The organism is Arthrobacter sp. Y3224198 (assembly GCF_059090025.1).
In genome coordinates this window covers 72,485-89,977 of the sequence record NZ_JBNHFG010000012.1, presented here as the reverse complement: position 1 = coordinate 89,977, position 17,493 = coordinate 72,485, and the positions used below count along the sequence as shown (strand labels likewise).

15 protein-coding genes and 1 pseudogene are annotated in these 17,493 nt (G+C 66.9%); 8 read left to right on the top strand and 8 right to left on the bottom strand.

Annotated features, from left to right (window positions below):
* Positions 1-283: 283 nt before the first annotated feature.
* Positions 284-1,111, bottom strand: coding sequence for a hypothetical protein (locus tag AC5RUF_RS09080; protein WP_494130355.1), 828 nt, complete (start codon positions 1,109-1,111; stop codon positions 284-286).
* 307 nt (positions 1,112-1,418) lie between these two features.
* On the opposite strand from AC5RUF_RS09080, the gene AC5RUF_RS09075 reads away from it, so the two are divergent.
* Entirely contained in the window at positions 1,419-2,027 is a 609-nt protein-coding gene (locus AC5RUF_RS09075) for a hypothetical protein (RefSeq protein ID WP_494130354.1), read from the top strand.
* Here the strand turns inward: AC5RUF_RS09075 and AC5RUF_RS09070 are convergent.
* From AC5RUF_RS09070 to AC5RUF_RS09060, 3 genes are all read right to left on the bottom strand, one after another.
* The gene (locus AC5RUF_RS09070; RefSeq protein WP_494130353.1) at positions 1,999-2,511 is read right to left on the bottom strand and encodes an ASCH domain-containing protein; all 513 of its coding nucleotides are present in this window, start codon (positions 2,509-2,511) and stop codon (positions 1,999-2,001) included. The genes AC5RUF_RS09075 and AC5RUF_RS09070 overlap by 29 nt on opposite strands.
* 101 nt (positions 2,512-2,612) lie before the next feature.
* The gene (locus AC5RUF_RS09065) at positions 2,613-4,511 is read right to left on the bottom strand and encodes an FAD-binding monooxygenase (protein WP_494130352.1); all 1,899 of its coding nucleotides are present in this window, start codon (positions 4,509-4,511) and stop codon (positions 2,613-2,615) included.
* Positions 4,512-4,808: 297 nt separating this feature from the next.
* A complete protein-coding gene (locus tag AC5RUF_RS09060; RefSeq protein WP_494130351.1) occupies positions 4,809-7,202 on the bottom strand; it encodes an ATP-binding cassette domain-containing protein in 2,394 nt (797 codons plus the stop codon).
* A gap of 565 nt (positions 7,203-7,767) precedes the next feature.
* On the opposite strand from AC5RUF_RS09060, the gene AC5RUF_RS09055 reads away from it, so the two are divergent.
* A complete protein-coding gene (locus tag AC5RUF_RS09055; RefSeq protein WP_494130350.1) occupies positions 7,768-8,538 on the top strand; it encodes an Ltp family lipoprotein in 771 nt (256 codons plus the stop codon).
* A gap of 180 nt (positions 8,539-8,718) precedes the next feature.
* Positions 8,719-10,089 (top strand): FAD-binding oxidoreductase, encoded by a 1,371-nt coding sequence (locus tag AC5RUF_RS09050; RefSeq protein WP_494130349.1) that lies wholly within the window; start codon positions 8,719-8,721, stop codon positions 10,087-10,089.
* Between the two features lie 59 nt (positions 10,090-10,148).
* Here the strand turns inward: AC5RUF_RS09050 and AC5RUF_RS09045 are convergent, their stop codons facing one another.
* A complete protein-coding gene (locus tag AC5RUF_RS09045) occupies positions 10,149-10,412 on the bottom strand; it encodes a hypothetical protein (RefSeq protein WP_494130348.1) in 264 nt (87 codons plus the stop codon).
* A gap of 157 nt (positions 10,413-10,569) precedes the next feature.
* Between AC5RUF_RS09045 and AC5RUF_RS09040 the strand changes: the two genes are divergently transcribed.
* On the top strand, positions 10,570-10,815 hold the full coding sequence (locus tag AC5RUF_RS09040; protein WP_493998098.1) for a hypothetical protein: 246 nt from the start codon (positions 10,570-10,572) through the stop codon (positions 10,813-10,815).
* Positions 10,812-11,351 (top strand): hypothetical protein, encoded by a 540-nt coding sequence (locus tag AC5RUF_RS09035; RefSeq protein WP_493998097.1) that lies wholly within the window; start codon positions 10,812-10,814, stop codon positions 11,349-11,351. Before AC5RUF_RS09040 ends, AC5RUF_RS09035 begins: the two co-directional genes overlap by 4 nt.
* A gap of 82 nt (positions 11,352-11,433) precedes the next feature.
* On the opposite strand, the gene AC5RUF_RS09030 is transcribed toward AC5RUF_RS09035, so the two are convergent.
* The 3 genes from AC5RUF_RS09030 to AC5RUF_RS09020 form a co-directional block, all read right to left on the bottom strand.
* Positions 11,434-12,279: an aldo/keto reductase gene (locus AC5RUF_RS09030; protein WP_494130347.1), complete on the bottom strand. Its 846-nt coding sequence runs from the start codon at positions 12,277-12,279 to the stop codon at positions 11,434-11,436.
* Between the two features lie 211 nt (positions 12,280-12,490).
* Entirely contained in the window at positions 12,491-13,372 is an 882-nt protein-coding gene (locus tag AC5RUF_RS09025; protein WP_494130346.1) for a hypothetical protein, read from the bottom strand.
* A gap of 381 nt (positions 13,373-13,753) precedes the next feature.
* Positions 13,754-14,557: a MerR family transcriptional regulator gene (locus AC5RUF_RS09020; RefSeq protein ID WP_494130345.1), complete on the bottom strand. Its 804-nt coding sequence runs from the start codon at positions 14,555-14,557 to the stop codon at positions 13,754-13,756.
* 136 nt (positions 14,558-14,693) lie between these two features.
* Here AC5RUF_RS09020 and AC5RUF_RS09015 point away from each other — a divergent pair, with 136 nt between their 5' ends.
* From AC5RUF_RS09015 to AC5RUF_RS09005, 3 genes and pseudogenes are all read left to right on the top strand, one after another.
* The gene (locus tag AC5RUF_RS09015) at positions 14,694-16,022 is read left to right on the top strand and encodes a sensor histidine kinase (RefSeq protein WP_494130344.1); all 1,329 of its coding nucleotides are present in this window, start codon (positions 14,694-14,696) and stop codon (positions 16,020-16,022) included.
* Between the two features lie 40 nt (positions 16,023-16,062).
* On the top strand, positions 16,063-16,722 hold the full coding sequence (locus AC5RUF_RS09010; protein WP_494130343.1) for a response regulator: 660 nt from the start codon (positions 16,063-16,065) through the stop codon (positions 16,720-16,722).
* 114 nt (positions 16,723-16,836) lie between these two features.
* Positions 16,837-17,430, top strand: a pseudogene (locus AC5RUF_RS09005) (maleylpyruvate isomerase family mycothiol-dependent enzyme); the annotation flags it as partial.
* Positions 17,431-17,493 lie beyond the last annotated feature (63 nt).

The window sequence follows — 17,493 nt, the reverse complement described above, 5'->3', positions numbered from 1 at the left end:
GCCCCATGCACCGAGGAGTTCCCGGAAGACATTGACACCTGGGTCCGTGAACGCCCACTGTCATCCATATAGGTTTCCCAGACGCAGCTGTCTTGCTGTGGCGGTCGGTCGGCTGAATCCGGTGTGGGCGCGGCCTATGGCCCAAGCAATTCCCACACACATTTCACGCAGCGTGACAACCGCGCCGCCAGTGGTGCCACCTTGTCTTAGAGAAGTCCAAAAAAGAACCCCGGTACCACAGCTTTTTGGGCCATGACGCCGGGGTTCTTTCGGGAGGGCAGGGTTAGCCACCGCTGCAGGAGACGACTCCCCCGACGTTCACACAACCGCTCGAATTTCCGCCTCCGCCCATGGGCGGGGGAGTCCAGCCACCGGTTCCACCGCCCCCGGTAACAGGCGCAGGAGCCGGAGCAGGCACATACGGAGCAGGAGCGTTGTACCGCGGTGCCTGCGGAGCGGGCGCATAGCCGAAGCCGCCGCCTGCATTCTGCGGCTGTGCAGCGGGCGCCGGTGCGGGAGCAGCGGCAGCAGCGTCGGCCGCAGCCTGTTCAGCAGCGGCCTGCTCGGCAGCAGCAGCGTCAGCGGCAGCCTTCTCCTCGGCAGCCTTTGCCTCGGCGGCCTTGGCGTCAGCGGCAGCCTTTTCGTCGGCGACGCGCTTGGCCTCTGCCTGATAGGCGGTGAGGTCATCGGTCAGCTTCTTCGTCGCAACGTCGAGCGTGGTGATCTGCTTCTTGGCGGCGGCATTCTTGTCCTGGATGGACGTCGCGGCGTCGCGGCTGTCGCAGTCGCCGGCCAGCTTGATCTTGGTCAGATCAGCCTTGGCGGTGTTCAAGCCCTTCAGCAGAGCAGCTGCTCCGTCATGCTGGGCGTAGCCTTCGGTCTCGTCAGCCTGGGTCCGGACCGCGGTGGCCTTTTCCGCCGAAGTCTTGACCGCCTTCAGTGCGCCCTGGGACGCGGTGGCGGCCTCGGTGCAGAGCTGCTTGGTCTTGCCGTTGCTGGCGTTGACGCCCACGATGGTGCCGGCCGTCAGCACGATAACTGCAGCAGCGCCGAGGCCGGCGATGATGAGCTTCTTCTTCCGGCTCGGAGGGGCTTGGGTGCTTTCACTCATGATGGATTTCCTTTGTCAGGGGTCCGTGGCACTCGATGGCCCTGGACGAAACGTTCGATGGTGATTCCTGCAGATGTCTATCGGCTCGGAATGGCCGGCTGAAAGTCGCGGCGGGGCCCTCGCGAAGGTGGGAACCCGTGCCTGCCCGGGCCGCCGTCCGGGTGGCCACCATCCCCGCGGCACCTTCAGCAATAGGGGCGGTCCCCTGCCCTGGTAGCCGGTACGGGCTGAGGCACCGTCACCTGTCCTGTTCAAGTTGCCCCTGACCCACTAGTGTCGGCTTAGCTGACGACGGGGGACGCATTCCATGGGGACGAGAACGGCCGGCGCCGTAGGGGCGGTGCTGCTGGGCGCACTGCTGGCCGGCTGCGGCGCAACCGATGCCGAGGTCAACGAAGCACGCGCCCTGGCTGACGCGAGATCCAATGCGGTGCCGACGCCTTGGGAACCCCGGCCCTGCCCGGGCGGTGAAATCCTGCAATGGGATGCCTCGGGCACCATCGAAAGCATTAAGCCGGACTGCTTCGACCAGGCCGTGGCCCAGGCCATCGAGGAATTCCCGGAACCGCTGCCGGACGGCAAGGACTGGCAGATACACACCGTGGATTACATGGACCCGCGGGTGAACCCGGACCTGGGCAACATCTCCATCGCCAATGGCGTCCAGGACACCCTGGTGGCCGAGTACTGGCTCTGCGCCTGGACGGATTCCTATCTGCAGGCCGTGGACGGCAACAACGCCGCTGGCCAGGCAGACGGCATGGCCGCCCTGGCCAAGTACACGAGCCTGCCCTCAACACAGGCCTATCTGGTCAACCCCGAGGTCTTTGACGAAACCGTGATCGCGCCGGCGCAGGCCGGGGATCCCGCCAAGTTGCGGGAATACTTCAAGAGCTGCTCGAACTACCGCCGGTAGGCCAGACCACCTCGAAGCGCTCGAACACCAGCTCGTCTGCTTCAGACCAGGTGCCGCCGCGCGCCGCAGCCGTCCGCTCCCAGAACTTCCGGTGTTCGCGCTGCCAGTAGGCCAGGGTCCGGTCACCCTCACCCTCGTCGAAGGCAAGGGCTTCATCGGCGTCGGCGAAGGTCCCCAGCCGCAGTTCGGTAGTGCGCAGGACCACCTTCGGCGCTCCGGCGCCGTCGCACACAATCCAGTGGACGCCGATCCGGGGCAGCGGCTCACCCTCGTCCACGTACTCCGCAACATGCGAGCTGGTGGCGCGCTTGGTGCCGTCCAGCACCAGGCCCAGCAGTTCGTCGGCCAGCTGCGGGGAATCGCCGAACGCTTCCACGCTGTACTCCCCGGCGGCCGCGGCCGGTTCGGGGAAGGCTGCGGCGTACGCATCCCAGAGCTGCGCGGCGGCGTCGTAGTCCAGGGTGGGGTCAGAAGCGGTATCCATACCGGCAAGTCTGCCAGTTCCGGCCAGGCCGTCGCTTAACGCAGGACGACGGCGGCACCCGAGCTGCCGCCGTCGTCGTTGCCTTGCTGTGGCCTTGAAGCCTAGTGCTGCACTTCGCGGGCCGGGAGCAACGGAGCGAAGAAGTCCGCCAGCTCGGCCCTAGCCGTCAGCGGCAGCACATTGGCCACGTACTGGTCCGGGCGGACCACCACCACGGCGCCGTCGCGGGAGATCCCGCGCGCCTCGAAGATGTCCGCTGCCGGGTCGGTGCCGTAGACCTTGGCCAGGTCGGTGAGCTGGAACGGGCCCACCTGCGGCTTGAACACGGCCGGGACGGCGTTGATATCGATTCCGGTGTGGTCCTGCTGGTAGATCACCTTCACGTCGAACCAGGCGTCGCGGTCCAGCCCGGCCGGCGTCGCCGCCAGCGGCGAGTCCGGGGCGCTGTCCAGCCATTCCGCCAGCTCGGCCACCGCGGAGGATTCGCCGGCCTTCGCGGCATCGGCGAAGACGTAGATCCGCCACTTGCCGTCGGCCTTCGCCTGGTGGCCCAGCTGTACCGGGTTGGTGTCGCAGACCCGCAGCACCGGCGCGGACTTAAACCGCTTGCCGAGCGGGAAGCCGCTGGCAAGGTCCTGGTGGCGGGGCTCGCCCACCAGCAGGGAGGGGGTGTATTCAGTCATGAACCCGGCCGGGAATTCGGCCGTGCGGACGTAGAAGTCCTCCAGATCGGAGGGGTTCTCGAATTCCTCGGGCTTCTTCGCCATGAGGGTGGACCATTCCTTGTCGAAATCGATGAGGTTCTTGGCCACTACCTGGCGTTCGGCGGAGTAGGTGGAGAGCAGCGCCTCGGAGCTGCGGCCGTCCAGCACGTGGCCGAGCTTCCAGCCAATGTTGAAGCCGTCCTGCATGGAGACGTTCATGCCCTGGCCGGCCTTGGCGCTGTGCGTGTGGCAGGCGTCGCCGGTGATGAAGACCCGCGGGGTGCGGGTGCCCAGGTCTTCGGGCAGCACGTCGTCGAACCGGTCGGTAAGCCGGTGGCCCACCTCGTAGACGCTGTGCCAGGCCACGTTGCGTACATCCAGGGTGTAGGGATGCAGGATGGCGTTGGCCTTGGCGATTATCTGCTCGATGGTGGTCTTGCGGACGGACCCGTTGTCGTTTTCGGGAACCACACCCAGGTCCACGTACATGCGGAACAGGTGCCCGCCCTCGCGCGGGATCAGCAGGATGCTGCCGCCGTTGGAGGACTGGATGGCGCACTTGGTGCGGATGTCCGGGAAGTCGGTGTTGGCCAGCACGTCCATGACGCCCCAGGCGTGGTTGGCGGAGTCACCCTCGAGGGTGCAGCCAATGGAGGCGCGGACCTTGCTGCGTGCACCGTCGGCACCCACCACGTATTTGGCCTTCACCGTGCGTTCGGTGCCCTCGCGGGGGCCGGCCGTGTGCAGGAGGGTGACGGTGACCGGGTACTCGGCGTCGTCGTTGACTTCGAGGCCCACGAATTCGTAGCCGTAGTCCGGCTTCATGCGGGCCGGCGAGTTCGCCATGAACCGGGCGAAGTAGTCCAGCACCCGGGCCTGGTTCACGATCAGGTGCGGGAACTCGCTGATCCCGGCCGGGTCATCCAGGGCGCGGCCGGAGCGGACAATGTTCTCCGGGTTTTCCGGATCCGGGCGCCAGAAGCACATTTCGGTGATCCGGTAGGCCTCGGCGATGATCTCCTCGGCAAAGCCGAAAGCCTGGAAGGTCTCCACGCTGCGGGCCTGGATGCCGTCGGCCTGCCCGATGACGAGGCGGCTGTCCCGGCGCTCCACAATCCGGGTGGTGACGTTGGGGAACTGTGCCAGCTGCGCGGCGGCGAGCATGCCGGCCGGGCCGGAACCGACGATCAGGACATCCACCTCCTCCGGAAGCTCGTCGGGGCGGTTGATGCCGACGCCGGCGGCCGGCTCAATGCGCGGATCGCCGGATACGTAGCCGTGGTGGTGGAACTGCACGGGTGTCCTCACTTCGTTGTGCCGTAGGTGCCGCCGCTATATTCGGCCGTGGTGTTCGATATTTGAACAGCCCGTTCGATAGTCGAAACCCGGCGGTGTAGCTACTGTACGGGAGACATGACGTGGGTCACAAGCGGCTGTAGGCGGTGTGACGCCGGCTGCGGGTTTGGCGGCTGCCGTCCGTCATCCGGAATTGCTGGCGGTTCGGGAAATCCCTGCCACTTTGGGAGATCCCTGCCGGTTCGCAGCGGAGGGATTTCCCAAACCGGCAGCAGAATCGCAAACCAGCAGCAGGCCTTACCCGGCCACGTAGGCGGCCAGGTGCTCCCCGGTCAGCGTGGAGGAGCCGGCCACCAGGTCCGCCGGCGCGCCCTCGAACACGATGGATCCGCCGTCGCGCCCGGCCCCGGGTCCCAGGTCGATGATCCAGTCCGCATGCGCCATGACCGCCTGGTGATGCTCAATCACGATCACGGACTTGCCGGCATCCACCAGCCGGTCCAGCAGCGCCAGCAACTGCTCGACGTCGGCCAGGTGCAGTCCGGTGGTCGGCTCGTCCAGGACAAACACGGCCTCCTTGCCGCCCATGTGCGTGGCCAGCTTCAGCCGCTGCCGCTCGCCGCCGGAGAGGGTGGTCAGCGGCTGGCCCAGGTGCAGGTAGCCGAGCCCGACGTCGGCCAGCTGGCTCAGGATCTTATGCGCGGCCGGGGTGCGGGCCTCGCCGGCGCCGAAAAACTCCTGCGCCTCCGCCACGGACAGGTCCAACACCTCGGCGATGTCCTTGCCGCCCAGGCGGTATTCCAGCACGGAAGCCTGGAAGCGGCGGCCCCCGCAGTCTTCACATACCGATTCCACCGTGGCCATGACACCCAGCTCGGTGTAAATCACTCCGGCGCCGTTGCAGGACGGGCAGGCGCCCTCGGAGTTGGAGGAAAACAGGGCCGGTTTGACCCCGTTGGCCTTGGCGAACGCCTTCCGGATGGGTTCCAGCAGCCCGGTGTAGGTGGCCGGGTTGCTCCGGCGCGAGCCTCGGATCGCCCCCTGGTCCACCGTCACCACGCCCTCCCGTCCGGACACCGACCCGTTGATCAGCGAGCTTTTGCCCGATCCGGCCACCCCGGTGAGGACCACCAGCACGCCCAGCGGAATGTCGACGTCGACGTTGCGCAGGTTATTGGTGTCCGCACCGCGCACTTCCAGGAATGACGACGCCGGGCGCACGGTGTCCTTGAGCCGCGCCCGGTCGCCCAGGTGCCGGCCGGTCAGGGTCCCGCTGTCCCGCAGCCCGTCCAGGGGGCCCTCGTAGGTGACGGTGCCGCCTCCGCTGCCGGCGCCGGGACCCAGGTCCACCACGTGGTCCGCAATGCCAATGGTTTCGGGTTTGTGCTCCACCACCAGCACGGTGTTGCCCTTGTCCCGCAGCTGCAGCAGCAGCTGGTTCATCCGCGCAATGTCATGCGGGTGCAGGCCGATGGTCGGCTCATCGAAAACGTAGGTGACGTCCGTCAGCGAGGATCCCAGGTGCCGGATCATCTTGGTGCGCTGCGATTCGCCGCCGGAGAGGGTGCCGGAGGGCCGGTCCAGGGAGAGGTAGCCCAGCCCGATCTCCGCGAAGGCGTCCAGCAGGTGCTGCAACCCGGCCAGCAGCGGCGCCACCGAGGGTTCCTTCAGCCCGCGCACCCAGCCAGCCAGGTCACTGATCTGCATGGCACAGACATCGGCGATGTTTCTGCCGCCGATTTTGGAGGACCGCGCTTCCGGGGCCAGCCGGGTGCCGTCGCAGTCCGGGCAGGTGCTGAAGGTGATGGCCCGCTCCACAAAAGCGCGGATGTGCGGCTGCATGGACTCGGGATCCTTGGACAGCATGGATTTGGAGATCTTCGGGATGAGGCCCTCGTAGGTGAGGTTGATACCCTCCACCTTGATTTTGATCGGCTCCTTCCAGAGCAGGTCGTGCAGCTCGCGCTTGTTGAACTTTCCGATTGGTTTGTCCATGCGGAAGAATCCGGAGCCGGCGTAGATCCGTCCGAACCAGCCCTCCATGCTGTAGCCGGGCACGGTGATCGCACCCTCGGCCAGGGACTTCGCGTCGTCGTACAGCGCGGTGAGGTCAAAGTCGGTTACCGCGCCCGTGCCCTCACAGCGCGGACACATGCCGCCGAGCCGGTTGAACACCGCCTTTTCCGCCCGGGTTTTCCCGTCGCCGCGCTCCACCGTGATGGCACCGGAGGCCCGCACGGAGGGCACGTTGAAGGAGTACGCATTGGGCGGACCGATGCGCGGCTGCCCCAGCCGGCTGAAGAGGATGCGCAGCATGGCGTTGGCATCGGTGGCGGTCCCCACCGTGGAGCGCGGATTCGAGCCCATCCGTTCCTGGTCCACAATGATCGCCGTGGTCAGCCCCTCCAGCAGGTCCACATCGGGGCGGGCCAAGGAGGGCATAAAGCCCTGCACAAAGGCACTGTAGGTTTCATTGATCAGCCGCTGGGATTCCGCGGCGATGGTGCCGAACACCAGCGAGCTTTTCCCGGATCCGGAGACGCCGGTGAATACCGTCAGCCGCCGCTTGGGAATCTCGATGCTGATGTCCCGCAGGTTGTTCACCCGTGCGCCCTGCACCCGGATCACGTCGTGGCTGTCCGCCGCGTGCACCGTCCCTGCCTCCGGACGCATGCCGGTATCCGTGCTCATGGATTTCTCCCTCTGCCGGCGGGCCGCCCGCCGTCGCTCCGATTCTGCCTGCTCCCTTCCGGGGCGGCAACGCTTTACCGGAACGACGGCGGCTGGCCACCGCCATGGGCGCGCCCGTTTCGTACGGCCGAATCTGCATGGCATTATTCGGTGCATGCGCAGAGACATCCTCCTGGAAACAGGAGCAACACGGACGGCGGAGGACCTGATCGGGTCCGCCGCGCCCTGTGATGTGGCTGCTCTTCGAATCCCGGGGGCGGCGCAGCACGGAGACAACCTTCTGAGATCCGGCACGCAGCGCCGCGTGGATCATCATTACCAGGGTCTCCGCCGCCCACTCTGAGCCGTGCCTGCGCCCCGGCGACCCTGTCTTCTTCGGGTCTTTCGGTGCCGCCTGCACATCCAAGTACTGCCGCCGGCCGCAGCAACTCCCCGGCCCGGACGGCACCGCTCTCTTCACGGCACCCCCAATGCAGTGTTGCCCGTCTGCAGTCCGCCCGTCCGGGTGAACCCTGCAGATTCACACCCAACGCACAACTCTCACCATTGGAAAGGCACTTCCCTCATGAGCACCACCACCTACCCGCCGGTTACGACCACCACAAAGTCCTTCGTCGTAACCTGGCTGCTCGCACTCTTGCTGGGCACCCTGGGCGCAGACCGCTTCTACCTGGGCAAGATCGGCACCGGTGTCCTGAAGCTCCTGACGCTCGGCGGCTTCGGTATCTGGACACTGGTTGACCTGATCATCACCCTGACCGGGAACCAGAAGGACAAGCAGGGACGTCCACTGGACGGCTACCAGCAGAACAAAAAGACCGCATGGATTGTCACCGTCGTGGTCTGGGTCCTCAACGCCGTGGTTTCCATGATCATGCTCGTCACCGGAGCGCTGGCATTCGGTTCCGCCGTCGAGGAAAGCGGCACAGCCGCCCAGGAACGCAACACCACCACGGTGACCGAGGCTCCGGCTTCGAATCCGACCCCGACTCAGGCCGAGGAGTACGTCCCGTTCGTGTCGGACGCGCCGACCCTGGACCCGTCCGTTCCGGAGGAGTACCGGGAGGTCATGCAGAGCGCGCAGGGCTATCTCTACATGAACAAGAGCAAGGCCGAGATGATCGACTTCTTGACCTTTACGGGATACACCTCGGAACAGGCCCAGTATGCGGTGGACAACCTGGACGTGGACTTCAAGGAGAAGGCACTGCTGAAGGCCCAGGAGTACAAGGAGTGGGGCGACTCCCCCGAGGAGATCCACCACATGCTCGTCAGCGAGTACGGTGAGCGGTTCACGCCGGAGGAAGCCGACTATGCCATTGCGAACCTGAAGTAGTCTGCCCGGGCCGAGTGTTCGGCACCGTCGGGATAGGGCCGGAGGGCATGCCTCCGGCCCTTTTTCCTGCCCGGAAATTCCGGGGATATGTACAACGCAGCCGCAGCTTGTCTAGCGTTTAAACCGGCTGCCGGGGTGGTCTCCCGCACCGCGCGCATGCGCCCGACCCAGGGAAATACCATGCTTACCGACACCGATCTTGATGCCCTCCGTGCCACCGTCCGGGGACCAGTCAGCTCCCCCGGAGACCCCGCGTATGACGCCGGCACCCCCACCCGGAACCCCACGCTGGTCCACCGCCCCGATGCCGTGCTGGGCGCGGCGGATGCCGCTGACGTGCAGGCCGCGGTGCGCTGGGCCGGCGGGCGCGGCATTCCGCTGGCGGTCCAGGCCACCGGCCACTCTGTTTCCTCGCCCATGGGCGAGGGACTGCTGATCAACACCTCCCGTCTGCAGGACATGGCGGTAAACCCCGACGACGGCACCGCCACCGTGGCGGCGGGCGTCCCTTGGCGCTCCCTGTTGCAGCAGAGCGTGCCGTTGGGCCTGACCGGCGCCCATGGGTCCTCCGGAACCGTGGGTGTGGTGGGCTACGCGGCGGGCGGCGGGCTGCCGGTGATGGGCCGCGCACTGGGTTTCGCCAGCGACCACGTGCGCAGCATCGTGGTGGTCACCCCGGACGGGCGCCTGCGGTTGGTGGAGCCTGAGGGTGACGACGCCGAGTTGTTTACCCTGCTGCGCGGCGGCAAGGGGAACTTCGGCATCTTCACCTCCATGACGTACGAGCTGACCCCGTTCCAGGAGTTTTACGGCGGCGGCCTGATGTATCCGGAGACCGCCGGTGCCGAGGTGCTCAGCGCCTTCCTCGACTGGACGGCACAGCTGCCCTCGGACGCCTCGGCATCGCTGGCCTTTATGCGCCTGCCGGATGCACCCTTCCTGCCCGAAGAGCTGCGCGGCTCCGCCCCGGTGCACCTGCGGTTCGGGCTGTTCGGCAGCGGCGAGGAGGGAGACCTGCTGATCGAACCCATGCGACGGGCGGCCCCACCGATTATGGACACCGTGGGACCCATGGATTATCAGAATGTGGGCAGCATCCACATGGACCCGGATGAGCCCGTGCCCGTTCTGGAGCGCGGCGCATTGCTGTCCTCCCTGCCGGCGGAGGAGTTCCTGCAGCAGGTTGGTCCGGGTTCGGATACACCGTTACTGATGGCCGAGATACGGCTCATGGGCGGAGCCATGGCCGCAGAACCGGAGTTTGAAGACGTGGTGTCCGGCCGGGACTCCGCGTTCAACCTGTTTGCCCTGGGGCTCAACGCGCCGCCCGTTGCCGAGGCCACGGCTGCTGCCCTGGACCGGCTCACCGAAGCTACGGCCGCGTATTCCAGCGGTTCAATCATCAATATGCACGGTCCGGCCGGCGATGCGGCGGACCGGCGGCGCGCCTGGGAGCCGGCGGCCTTTGACCGGCTGCAGGAAGCCAAAGGCATCTACGACCCGCAGAACCTGTTCCGCTTCGGGCACGCCGTGCCGTTCCCCGTACTGTGAGCGGATCCGCAGTACCGGGTGCATGGTCTTGAGGGGAGGGTGGCCAGCCAACCGGGAGGTCAGCTTCGGCGCCCACGGCCCGCCGTCTTCCCGGCTGCCATGACTCCGGCCACAGAACGGGCGGACATCACCGATCCAGCGGACAGCCAGGACATCACTGCGAAGGCGGACAGGGCGGAACCCACGGCCAGTACCGACCCGAAGGACCCGATGGAGCCAATGGAGCAGGCGGAGCCCACGCTGCCGATGGACAGTACTGAGTTCCGCGACCCGATGGATAACACCGAGCCTGAGGACCACAGCGACAATACCGACCGTTCCATGACCGCCCCTTCCGCGCCGCTTCCGGCCGGTTGCTCTTGCCGGTGACGCCCCCACCCTAGCCTGCACGGTTCCTCCTGTCGCGGACACCCATCAGCACGGGGAAATCAACGTCAAGAAAACGTTGACACATGGACGGTGTCAAGATTTGATTGACGCATGAAAATGTCTCGCACCTTCAACGCCGTATACGCAGCCGCTATGTTCCTGATCGGTGCCGCACTGCTGGCTGCCTGGCTGCTGCTGGACCTGGACGGTTTTCCTAACGGCTTCTGCCTGGGCGGCGGAGCCACCTTGCTGCTTGGCAGCATTTATTTCACCGTTATGTACGTCTGGCGCGGCAATACCGACACCACCGGCACCGACTATTGGCTGCCCAGCCGTGACGGCGGAGACAACCCGTGAGCAACCAGCCGCCCGCGGACCTGCACCAGCAGATCGGCGCATTAATCCTGGACGGCTACGGCGCTGCCGGCTCCCTCAGCGAAGCGGACCACCTTGCCCTGGTTGCCCGGGCCGCAGCCGCCGAGCAGGCAAGCCAGGAACTCCAGCGACGAACGGTTGCAGCGGCCCGCGGCGCCGGAATCAGCTGGGCAGCACTGGGCCGGGAACTCGGCATGTCCCGGCAGGCGGTGCAGCAGCGTTTCGGCACCCGGGCGGAAGACGCCGCACCCGAAGGCCGGGAGCGCTGGCTGGGCCCGGTCACCGCATTTGATGAGATGCCCGAGCTGGAACTGGCAGGGCGGATGGGGTGGCGCACGGTAGGTGCCGAGATGCTGAGGCACCGGATGCTGCAGACCGACACCCAATGGGAACACCGCCGCGTGCTCTGGACCCGGCCGGTGCATCACTACCTGACCGACGGCTGGCAGCTGGGCTGCCGCGCCTTCCCCTGGCTGTATTTGGTGCGGGACCTGCATCTGCCACCGGAAGGCAGCTAGGCCGGGTTTCGCTTTTGGAGCGCAACGACGGCGGCAGGCAGGGCGGGCCCGACCTGCCGCCGTCGTCGTTTGGAGCAGGGTCCTACTCCATCGTGACGCCGCTGAGCCGGGCCACGGCCTCCGGGTCCCGATGATCAAAGAACTGGGACGTTCCGGTGTCCAGATCCGCGATGGAGGCCATTTCCTGCGGGCTGAGTTCGAAGTCGAACACGGCCAGGTTCTGCTCCATCCGGTCCGGCCGCACCGACTTGGGGATCACCACAATGCGCCGCTGGATCAGCCAGCGCAATACCACCTGCGCGATGGACTTCCCATGCGTGTCAGCAATGGCGGACAGGGTCGAATCGGCAAAGAGATTGTTCTTGCCTTCAGCGAACGGTGCCCAGGACTCGTGCACCACCCCGCGGTCACGCATCAGCTGGCTCTCCACTGCCCGCTGGAAATACGGGTTTGTTTCAATCTGGTTCACTGCCGGCGTGACGTTGTTGTGCATGATCAGATCCAGCAGCCGGTCCGAGGAAAAGTTGGAAACCCCGATGGCCCGGGCGCCGCCGTCGTTGAAGATCTGCTCCATCACCCGCCACTCCCCGTAGACATCGCCGTAGGGCTGGTGGATCAGGTACAGGTCCACGTACTCCATACCCAGGTTCTGCATCGAGGTTTCAAACGCCCGCATGGTGGTGGCGTCCCCGTTGTCCTGGATCCAGAGCTTGGTGGTGATGAACAGCTCGTTGCGGGCAATGCCGCATTGCCGCACGGCGCGGCCCACCGCATCCTCGTTTTCATAGGCGGCGGCAGTATCCAGGGAGCGGTAGCCCGCCTCCAGGGCATGGGTGACGGCGGCTTCGGTCTGGTCCGGCGGGACCTGGTACACGCCAAAGCCCAGGATCGGCATTTCGACGCCGTTGTTCAGGGTCACGGTCTCCATCAGGGGTTCCTTCCGTGGTTTGCCTTAGGCGGCCCGCCGTCCGTGGCCGGCATATCGGGTGTGTCCGGCGGGCCGGGATCCGTCCTGCTTCGGGTCTTTCGACAGTACAAGCGCCGGGCGGGCCGGGGAACCCCTGCCGGGTTGGGACCGGCCCGGTCCCGCAAGGGTGCCGGCGGAGCCCGCAAGGACCCTGCCGGCACCGTGCATGGGGCTAACTGTGCCGGCCGCGCGGCAGCAGGGTCAGCACAAGGACCGCCACACCGGCCACCAAAGTGCCTATGCCCAGGACCGTCATCCCGGCCGGGAGCCCGCTGGACTCGATACCGGTGTCCGCCAGCACCTGGGGGCAGGGGCGGACTGTGTTGCCACTGACCGGGTCAACCACCGAACCGTCGGGGCCGATGGTTCCAACAGGCTGGCCGGCTGCGGCGGCCGCTGAAATAGCTGCAGCAATGTCGGGGCAGGTGCAGTTGGCAGCGCCTCCGCCGCCCCCTGCGGCCCCGCCCCCGCCGGAACCGCCCTGTGTGGCGGTGCCGGTTGTGGGGCCCGTGGTCGGAGTGCCGGTTGTCGGCGAGCCAGTGGTCGGGTCCGGCGTCGGCGTCCCCGTAGTCGGGTCCGGCGTCGGCGTCCCCGTAGTGGGCGACGGCGTCGGCGTATCGGTGGTGGGCGACGGCGTCGGCGTATCAGTGGTGGGGGAAGGCGTGGGCGTATCGGTGGTGGGGCACGGCGTGGGGGCCGGTGAGGTGGTGGGCGGAACATCCGAGCAGCCGTTGGCTAGGAACTGTGCGGCCCGGACCGGGTCCTCGCGCCATGTGGCGCTTCCGGCGTAGCCCTCAAAGGGTGGAACAATGTCCCCCTGGTGGCTGTCGTGGCCGTTGCCGCCGAACACCGAGGACGTGCTCACACTTTGGTAGTTGTAGACCTCGGGTGGCTGGCCCTGCGGGTGGTGGCAAATGGTGACCTTGCCCGCCCCCAGCGCGGGGGCAGTTTGCGCCGGAATATTCACCGCCTGTGCGGGGCCTGCGATTCCCAGGAAAGCGAGCACAAAAACGGCGAAAAGGCTGAGTACACGGAATTGACGGGTTCGTTTCATGGCGCTGGCGCTCCTACCGATGAGGGTGCACTGGGGAGGGCATACCCGCCTAGCAGGTATGCCCGTATGCAGGCCCGGCGGGGAAACTCGGACTTAACACCGATGGCGGGAGGCATGGCCTGCCCGCTAATCCGCCGGCCCTGCTGGGGTGACAAACTCCGGGTGAATTGCTGCTAGCTGGACTGACATTACGCGGGAGCCAAGTAGCGCAATAGAGCATTTGCACATACTGCTCCCAGTAGTTCTCACTTTTCTGCGGGTATTAGAAAAGCCGCTGTTCTGTCAACTGACTAACACCGATTCCGGCGGAATATCCACAACTCTCCACCCATCGCTCCTGCCCCAGCCGGACCGGCACCGAGGCGCCGGCCCGCGGGTCTCTTACGCCCGCTCCACCGGCTGCTGCAGCTCCGTCACCCAGTCCGACTGGTCTGCGGAAACGGCCCGGACGTACACCTCGCGGCACGGGCCGGACGGCGCAAAACCACGGGCGATGATTTCCGCGTGGACGGCCTGCCAACTTTCTCCGATCCGGTCCATGGTCCCCAGATGCACGCCGCAGATTGCCGTGGGCACGGCGGGCAGGTCAACGGCTGCCACCCCGTCCGGCACAGCCTGGCCAACGGCGTACCCGGCAACTATGCGCATGCCGTCCTCGCCCATCTCGTACTGGGCAATCGGAGTTTCCAGGGAAGCGCCCGCAGCGGACAGGATTTCCCCCACGGCGTCGAAAAGCGGACCAACGACGCCGGCCACTTCCGGCTGTTCGGCAACGACGGCGGTGCGGGCGGCCAGCCGGACGGCGGGCAGGGACTTGGAGATGATTTCGATCTGCGACATGGCATTTTCCTTTTCAATGAGGTGGAGCCTGCGCTCGACGTCGATAAGCCGGGCGGTTGCCGTCCGTTGCTCGCGTTCCACCTCGGCACGGCGGATGCGGAGCAGGTCCGCAATCCGGCCGGCGTCGACACCGGTCTCGAGAATGGAAGCGATGTCCTCCAGGCCGAAACCGAGCTGGCGAAGGGCGACAACCCGGTGCAGCCGTTCCAACTGCGCCGGATCATAGGAGCGGTAACCGCTGAACTCATCCACGTGTGCGGGCACAAGCAGGCCGGCGGTGTCCCAGTGCCGCAACATGCGGTGGGTCACCTGGCCGATCTGTGCGAACGCTCCAATGGATAACATGCTTCAGTTCTCCCGTCTGCCACTGTGTCAGGGTCAAGTATCGCCTCCGATTCGCTCCATAACGGGGGTTTTCCCTACCCCGGCCCGGCGGCGTGCCCGGTGTCCGCAGGCCATCGGGCACCGGCAGACTTGGATCATGACGCAATCACTGCCCGCCGCCTCCCGCCAACCCGGAGTTCCCGCCCTCTTCCGCGGGGAGACCTGGCGCGCCTTTGGCTACCACTGGCTTTCCCTGCTGCTCACGCCGCTCGCCTTCACCTACGCAGTGACCACCGTGTCGCTGGGCGCCTCACTGGCGTTCACCTGGGCCGGACTCGTGATTCCGGCGGCGATGATTGTGGGAGCCCGCGGCTGGGGCAGCCTCAACCGCAACCTGGCCAGACACCTGCTGGGCACCGATCTGCCGACCCCGGTGCCGTTTACACCCCGCCGCGGCTTTGTCGGGTTCCTCCGCAGCGGGCTGACAGATGGGGCGGGATGGCGGGCACTGGCGCACATGGTGTTGTCTTTTGTCCTGTCGATGATCGCCTTCACACTCAGCGTGACGTTCCTGGCCACAGGCCTGGGCGGGGTCACGCACTGGTTCTGGTACCGGTTCATCCCGCTGCAGCAAAGTGCCGACGGCTCCTGGCACCGCGGCACCCAGGTCTTTCCCGAGGTCTATGCCGACACCCCCATGTGGCAGTGGATTTACGCCGCAGTAGGCCTGGTCCTGCTGTTCTTCGTCTGGCCGTGGGTCAACAACGTCACCGCCCGGCTCCAGGCCCTGCTGGCCGTGGCGCTGCTGGCACCGACGGCTTCGAGCCTGCGGGTGCGGACGCTGGAACAGTCCCGCAGCGCCTCCGTTGATGACGCCGATGCGCGGCTTCGACGGATTGAGCGGGACCTGCATGACGGCACGCAGGCGCAACTGGTGGCCATCGCCATGAAGGTCGGCGATGTCCGCGAGCGCCTCGCGGTCCAAGATGCCTCTCCCGAGGTCCTCGCCCTGCTGGACAGCGCGAACGGCACCGCGAAGGAGGCCCTGACGGATCTGCGGGGCTTGGCCCGCGGCATCCGGCCGGCTGCCCTGGAGGACGGCCTGGACACTGCATTGGAAACCCTGGCCGCAGGTGCCGCCCTGCCCACCACTGTGACCTACGCCCTGGCCCGCCGGCCGGATCCGGCCATTGAAGCCATTGCCTACTTCTGCGCCGCCGAGCTGGTGACCAACGCTGCCCGACACGCCCGCGCCAGCCGGATCGAAATCTCCGTTACCGCGCACAACGACGGCGAGGGGCTGCTGCTGACCGTCGCCGACGACGGGCGGGGCGGTGCCGCCGTCGGCCGCCGTGCAGGCCACCACACCGGGCTGGCCGGGCTGCAGGAACGTTCCGGGGCGGTGGACGGATGGCTGGACATCGCCTCACCGGCGGGCGGGCCCACCCGGATCACCGTGGAGCTTCCGCTATCGTCGAAGGCATGATTCCCCAGCGCCGCCTTCCCTGCCCTGCCCCTGCTGCCGCATGAGAATTGCGCTGGCCGAGGATTCCACGCTGCTGCGTGTGGGCCTGACCGAGCTGCTGACCAGCCGGGGACACGAGGTGGTCACCGCCGTCGACAACGCCGCGGACATGCTCGCCGCCCTGGACGCGGCCGACGACGGCGAACTGCCCGATGTTGTGGTGCTGGACAACCGGATGCCGCCAACCTTCACCAACGAGGGCATCCAAGCGGCCCTGACACTGCGCCGTACCCATCCGGAGGTGGGCGTGCTGGTGCTCTCGCAGTATGTGGAGACCCGGTATGCCGCTGAGTTGCTGGCCGGTCATCCCGCCGGGGTCGGCTACCTGCTCAAGGACCGGGTGGCCGACGTCGGCGACTTCCTGGCTGCCCTGGCACGCCTGGCGCGCGGCGAGACCGTGCTGGATCCCGAGGTGGTACAGCAGCTCATGGGCGCCTCCCGACACCGCACGGACCTCCAGCGCCTGACCCCGCGGGAGAGGGAGGTCCTGGAACTGATGGCCCAGGGCCGCGCCAATGCCGCCGTGGGGAGCACCCTGTTCCTCTCCGCCGGGGCGGTGGAAAAGAACATCACCTCCATCTTCGCCAAACTGGGCCTGCAACAGAGTCCGGAGGACCACAGGCGCGTCCTCGCGGTGCTGGCGTACCTGCAGTCGGCCTAGCCTGCGTGCATCCCAAGTGCATCGGCGGTCATTGCCGACCCGCCCTGGCATCGGGCGGCTAGGCTGGCGGCTTAACGGCAATCCCGGTCATCCCGGGCGAAGGACGGTGTGGTTATGACTCTCGACAGCAATCCGGGACGGGCAGCCGAGCTGTGCATCGAAGCCCAGGAGCGGTTGATGCGTTCCGTGTCCGGCCTGGCCGACAACGATGTCCGTGCGCCAAGCCTGCTCCCCGGCTGGACAGTCGGGCATGTCCTCACCCATCTGGCCCGCAATGCCGACGGGATCGGGCGGCGCCTCTCCGGGGCGTTGGAGGGTCTCGACCTCCCCAAGTACCCTGGCGGCACGGCGCAGCGCGAGGGTGAGATCGAAGCCGGGTCCGGCAGGTCCGCACCGGAGATCATCAGTGATCTCGCGGCCAGCCAAACAGCGCTCGAGGCCGTTCTGGCCCGTTACGCCGAGGCCGGCTTCCCAAACGGCCACTTCCTCGGCGGGGAGCATTACGGGGTGATGGAATGCCCCGCGCACCGGCTGCGCGAAGTGGAGATGCACCACGCGGATCTGGGTCTCGGCTACGGGCCGGCGGACTGGCCCGAGGAGTATGTCGCCTGGGACCTGCCGGTGCTACTGGCCACGGTCCCGGAGCGGCTCGGCTCCGCCGGCGACCGCCGGAGGTTCATGGCCTGGCTGGCGGGCCGGGGCCCTCTCGACACCGGCACTGGCCCCTTGGTGACTGGTGGTCCGGTGGGTCCGGAACGGACCCTCAGCCCG

What these genes read in the sequence shown, in the direction of transcription:
- AC5RUF_RS09045 (WP_494130348.1), bottom strand. Translation starts at nt 10,412, where the DNA reads ATGGAACGGTCGGTATTGTCGCTGTGGTCCTCAGGCTCGGTGTTATCC.
- AC5RUF_RS09070 (WP_494130353.1), bottom strand. Translation starts at nt 2,511, where the DNA reads ATGGATACCGCTTCTGACCCCACCCTGGACTACGACGCCGCCGCGCAG.
- AC5RUF_RS09075 (WP_494130354.1), top strand. Translation starts at nt 1,419, where the DNA reads ATGGGGACGAGAACGGCCGGCGCCGTAGGGGCGGTGCTGCTGGGCGCA.
- AC5RUF_RS09030 (WP_494130347.1), bottom strand. Translation starts at nt 12,279, where the DNA reads ATGGAGACCGTGACCCTGAACAACGGCGTCGAAATGCCGATCCTGGGC.
- AC5RUF_RS09055 (WP_494130350.1), top strand. Translation starts at nt 7,768, where the DNA reads ATGAGCACCACCACCTACCCGCCGGTTACGACCACCACAAAGTCCTTC.
- AC5RUF_RS09080 (WP_494130355.1), bottom strand. Translation starts at nt 1,111, where the DNA reads ATGAGTGAAAGCACCCAAGCCCCTCCGAGCCGGAAGAAGAAGCTCATC.
- AC5RUF_RS09025 (WP_494130346.1), bottom strand. Translation starts at nt 13,372, where the DNA reads ATGAAACGAACCCGTCAATTCCGTGTACTCAGCCTTTTCGCCGTTTTT.
- AC5RUF_RS09020 (WP_494130345.1), bottom strand. Translation starts at nt 14,557, where the DNA reads ATGTTATCCATTGGAGCGTTCGCACAGATCGGCCAGGTGACCCACCGC.
- AC5RUF_RS09015 (WP_494130344.1), top strand. Translation starts at nt 14,694, where the DNA reads ATGACGCAATCACTGCCCGCCGCCTCCCGCCAACCCGGAGTTCCCGCC.
- AC5RUF_RS09010 (WP_494130343.1), top strand. Translation starts at nt 16,063, where the DNA reads ATGAGAATTGCGCTGGCCGAGGATTCCACGCTGCTGCGTGTGGGCCTG.
- AC5RUF_RS09040 (WP_493998098.1), top strand. Translation starts at nt 10,570, where the DNA reads ATGAAAATGTCTCGCACCTTCAACGCCGTATACGCAGCCGCTATGTTC.
- AC5RUF_RS09060 (WP_494130351.1), bottom strand. Translation starts at nt 7,202, where the DNA reads ATGAGCACGGATACCGGCATGCGTCCGGAGGCAGGGACGGTGCACGCG.
- AC5RUF_RS09050 (WP_494130349.1), top strand. Translation starts at nt 8,719, where the DNA reads ATGCTTACCGACACCGATCTTGATGCCCTCCGTGCCACCGTCCGGGGA.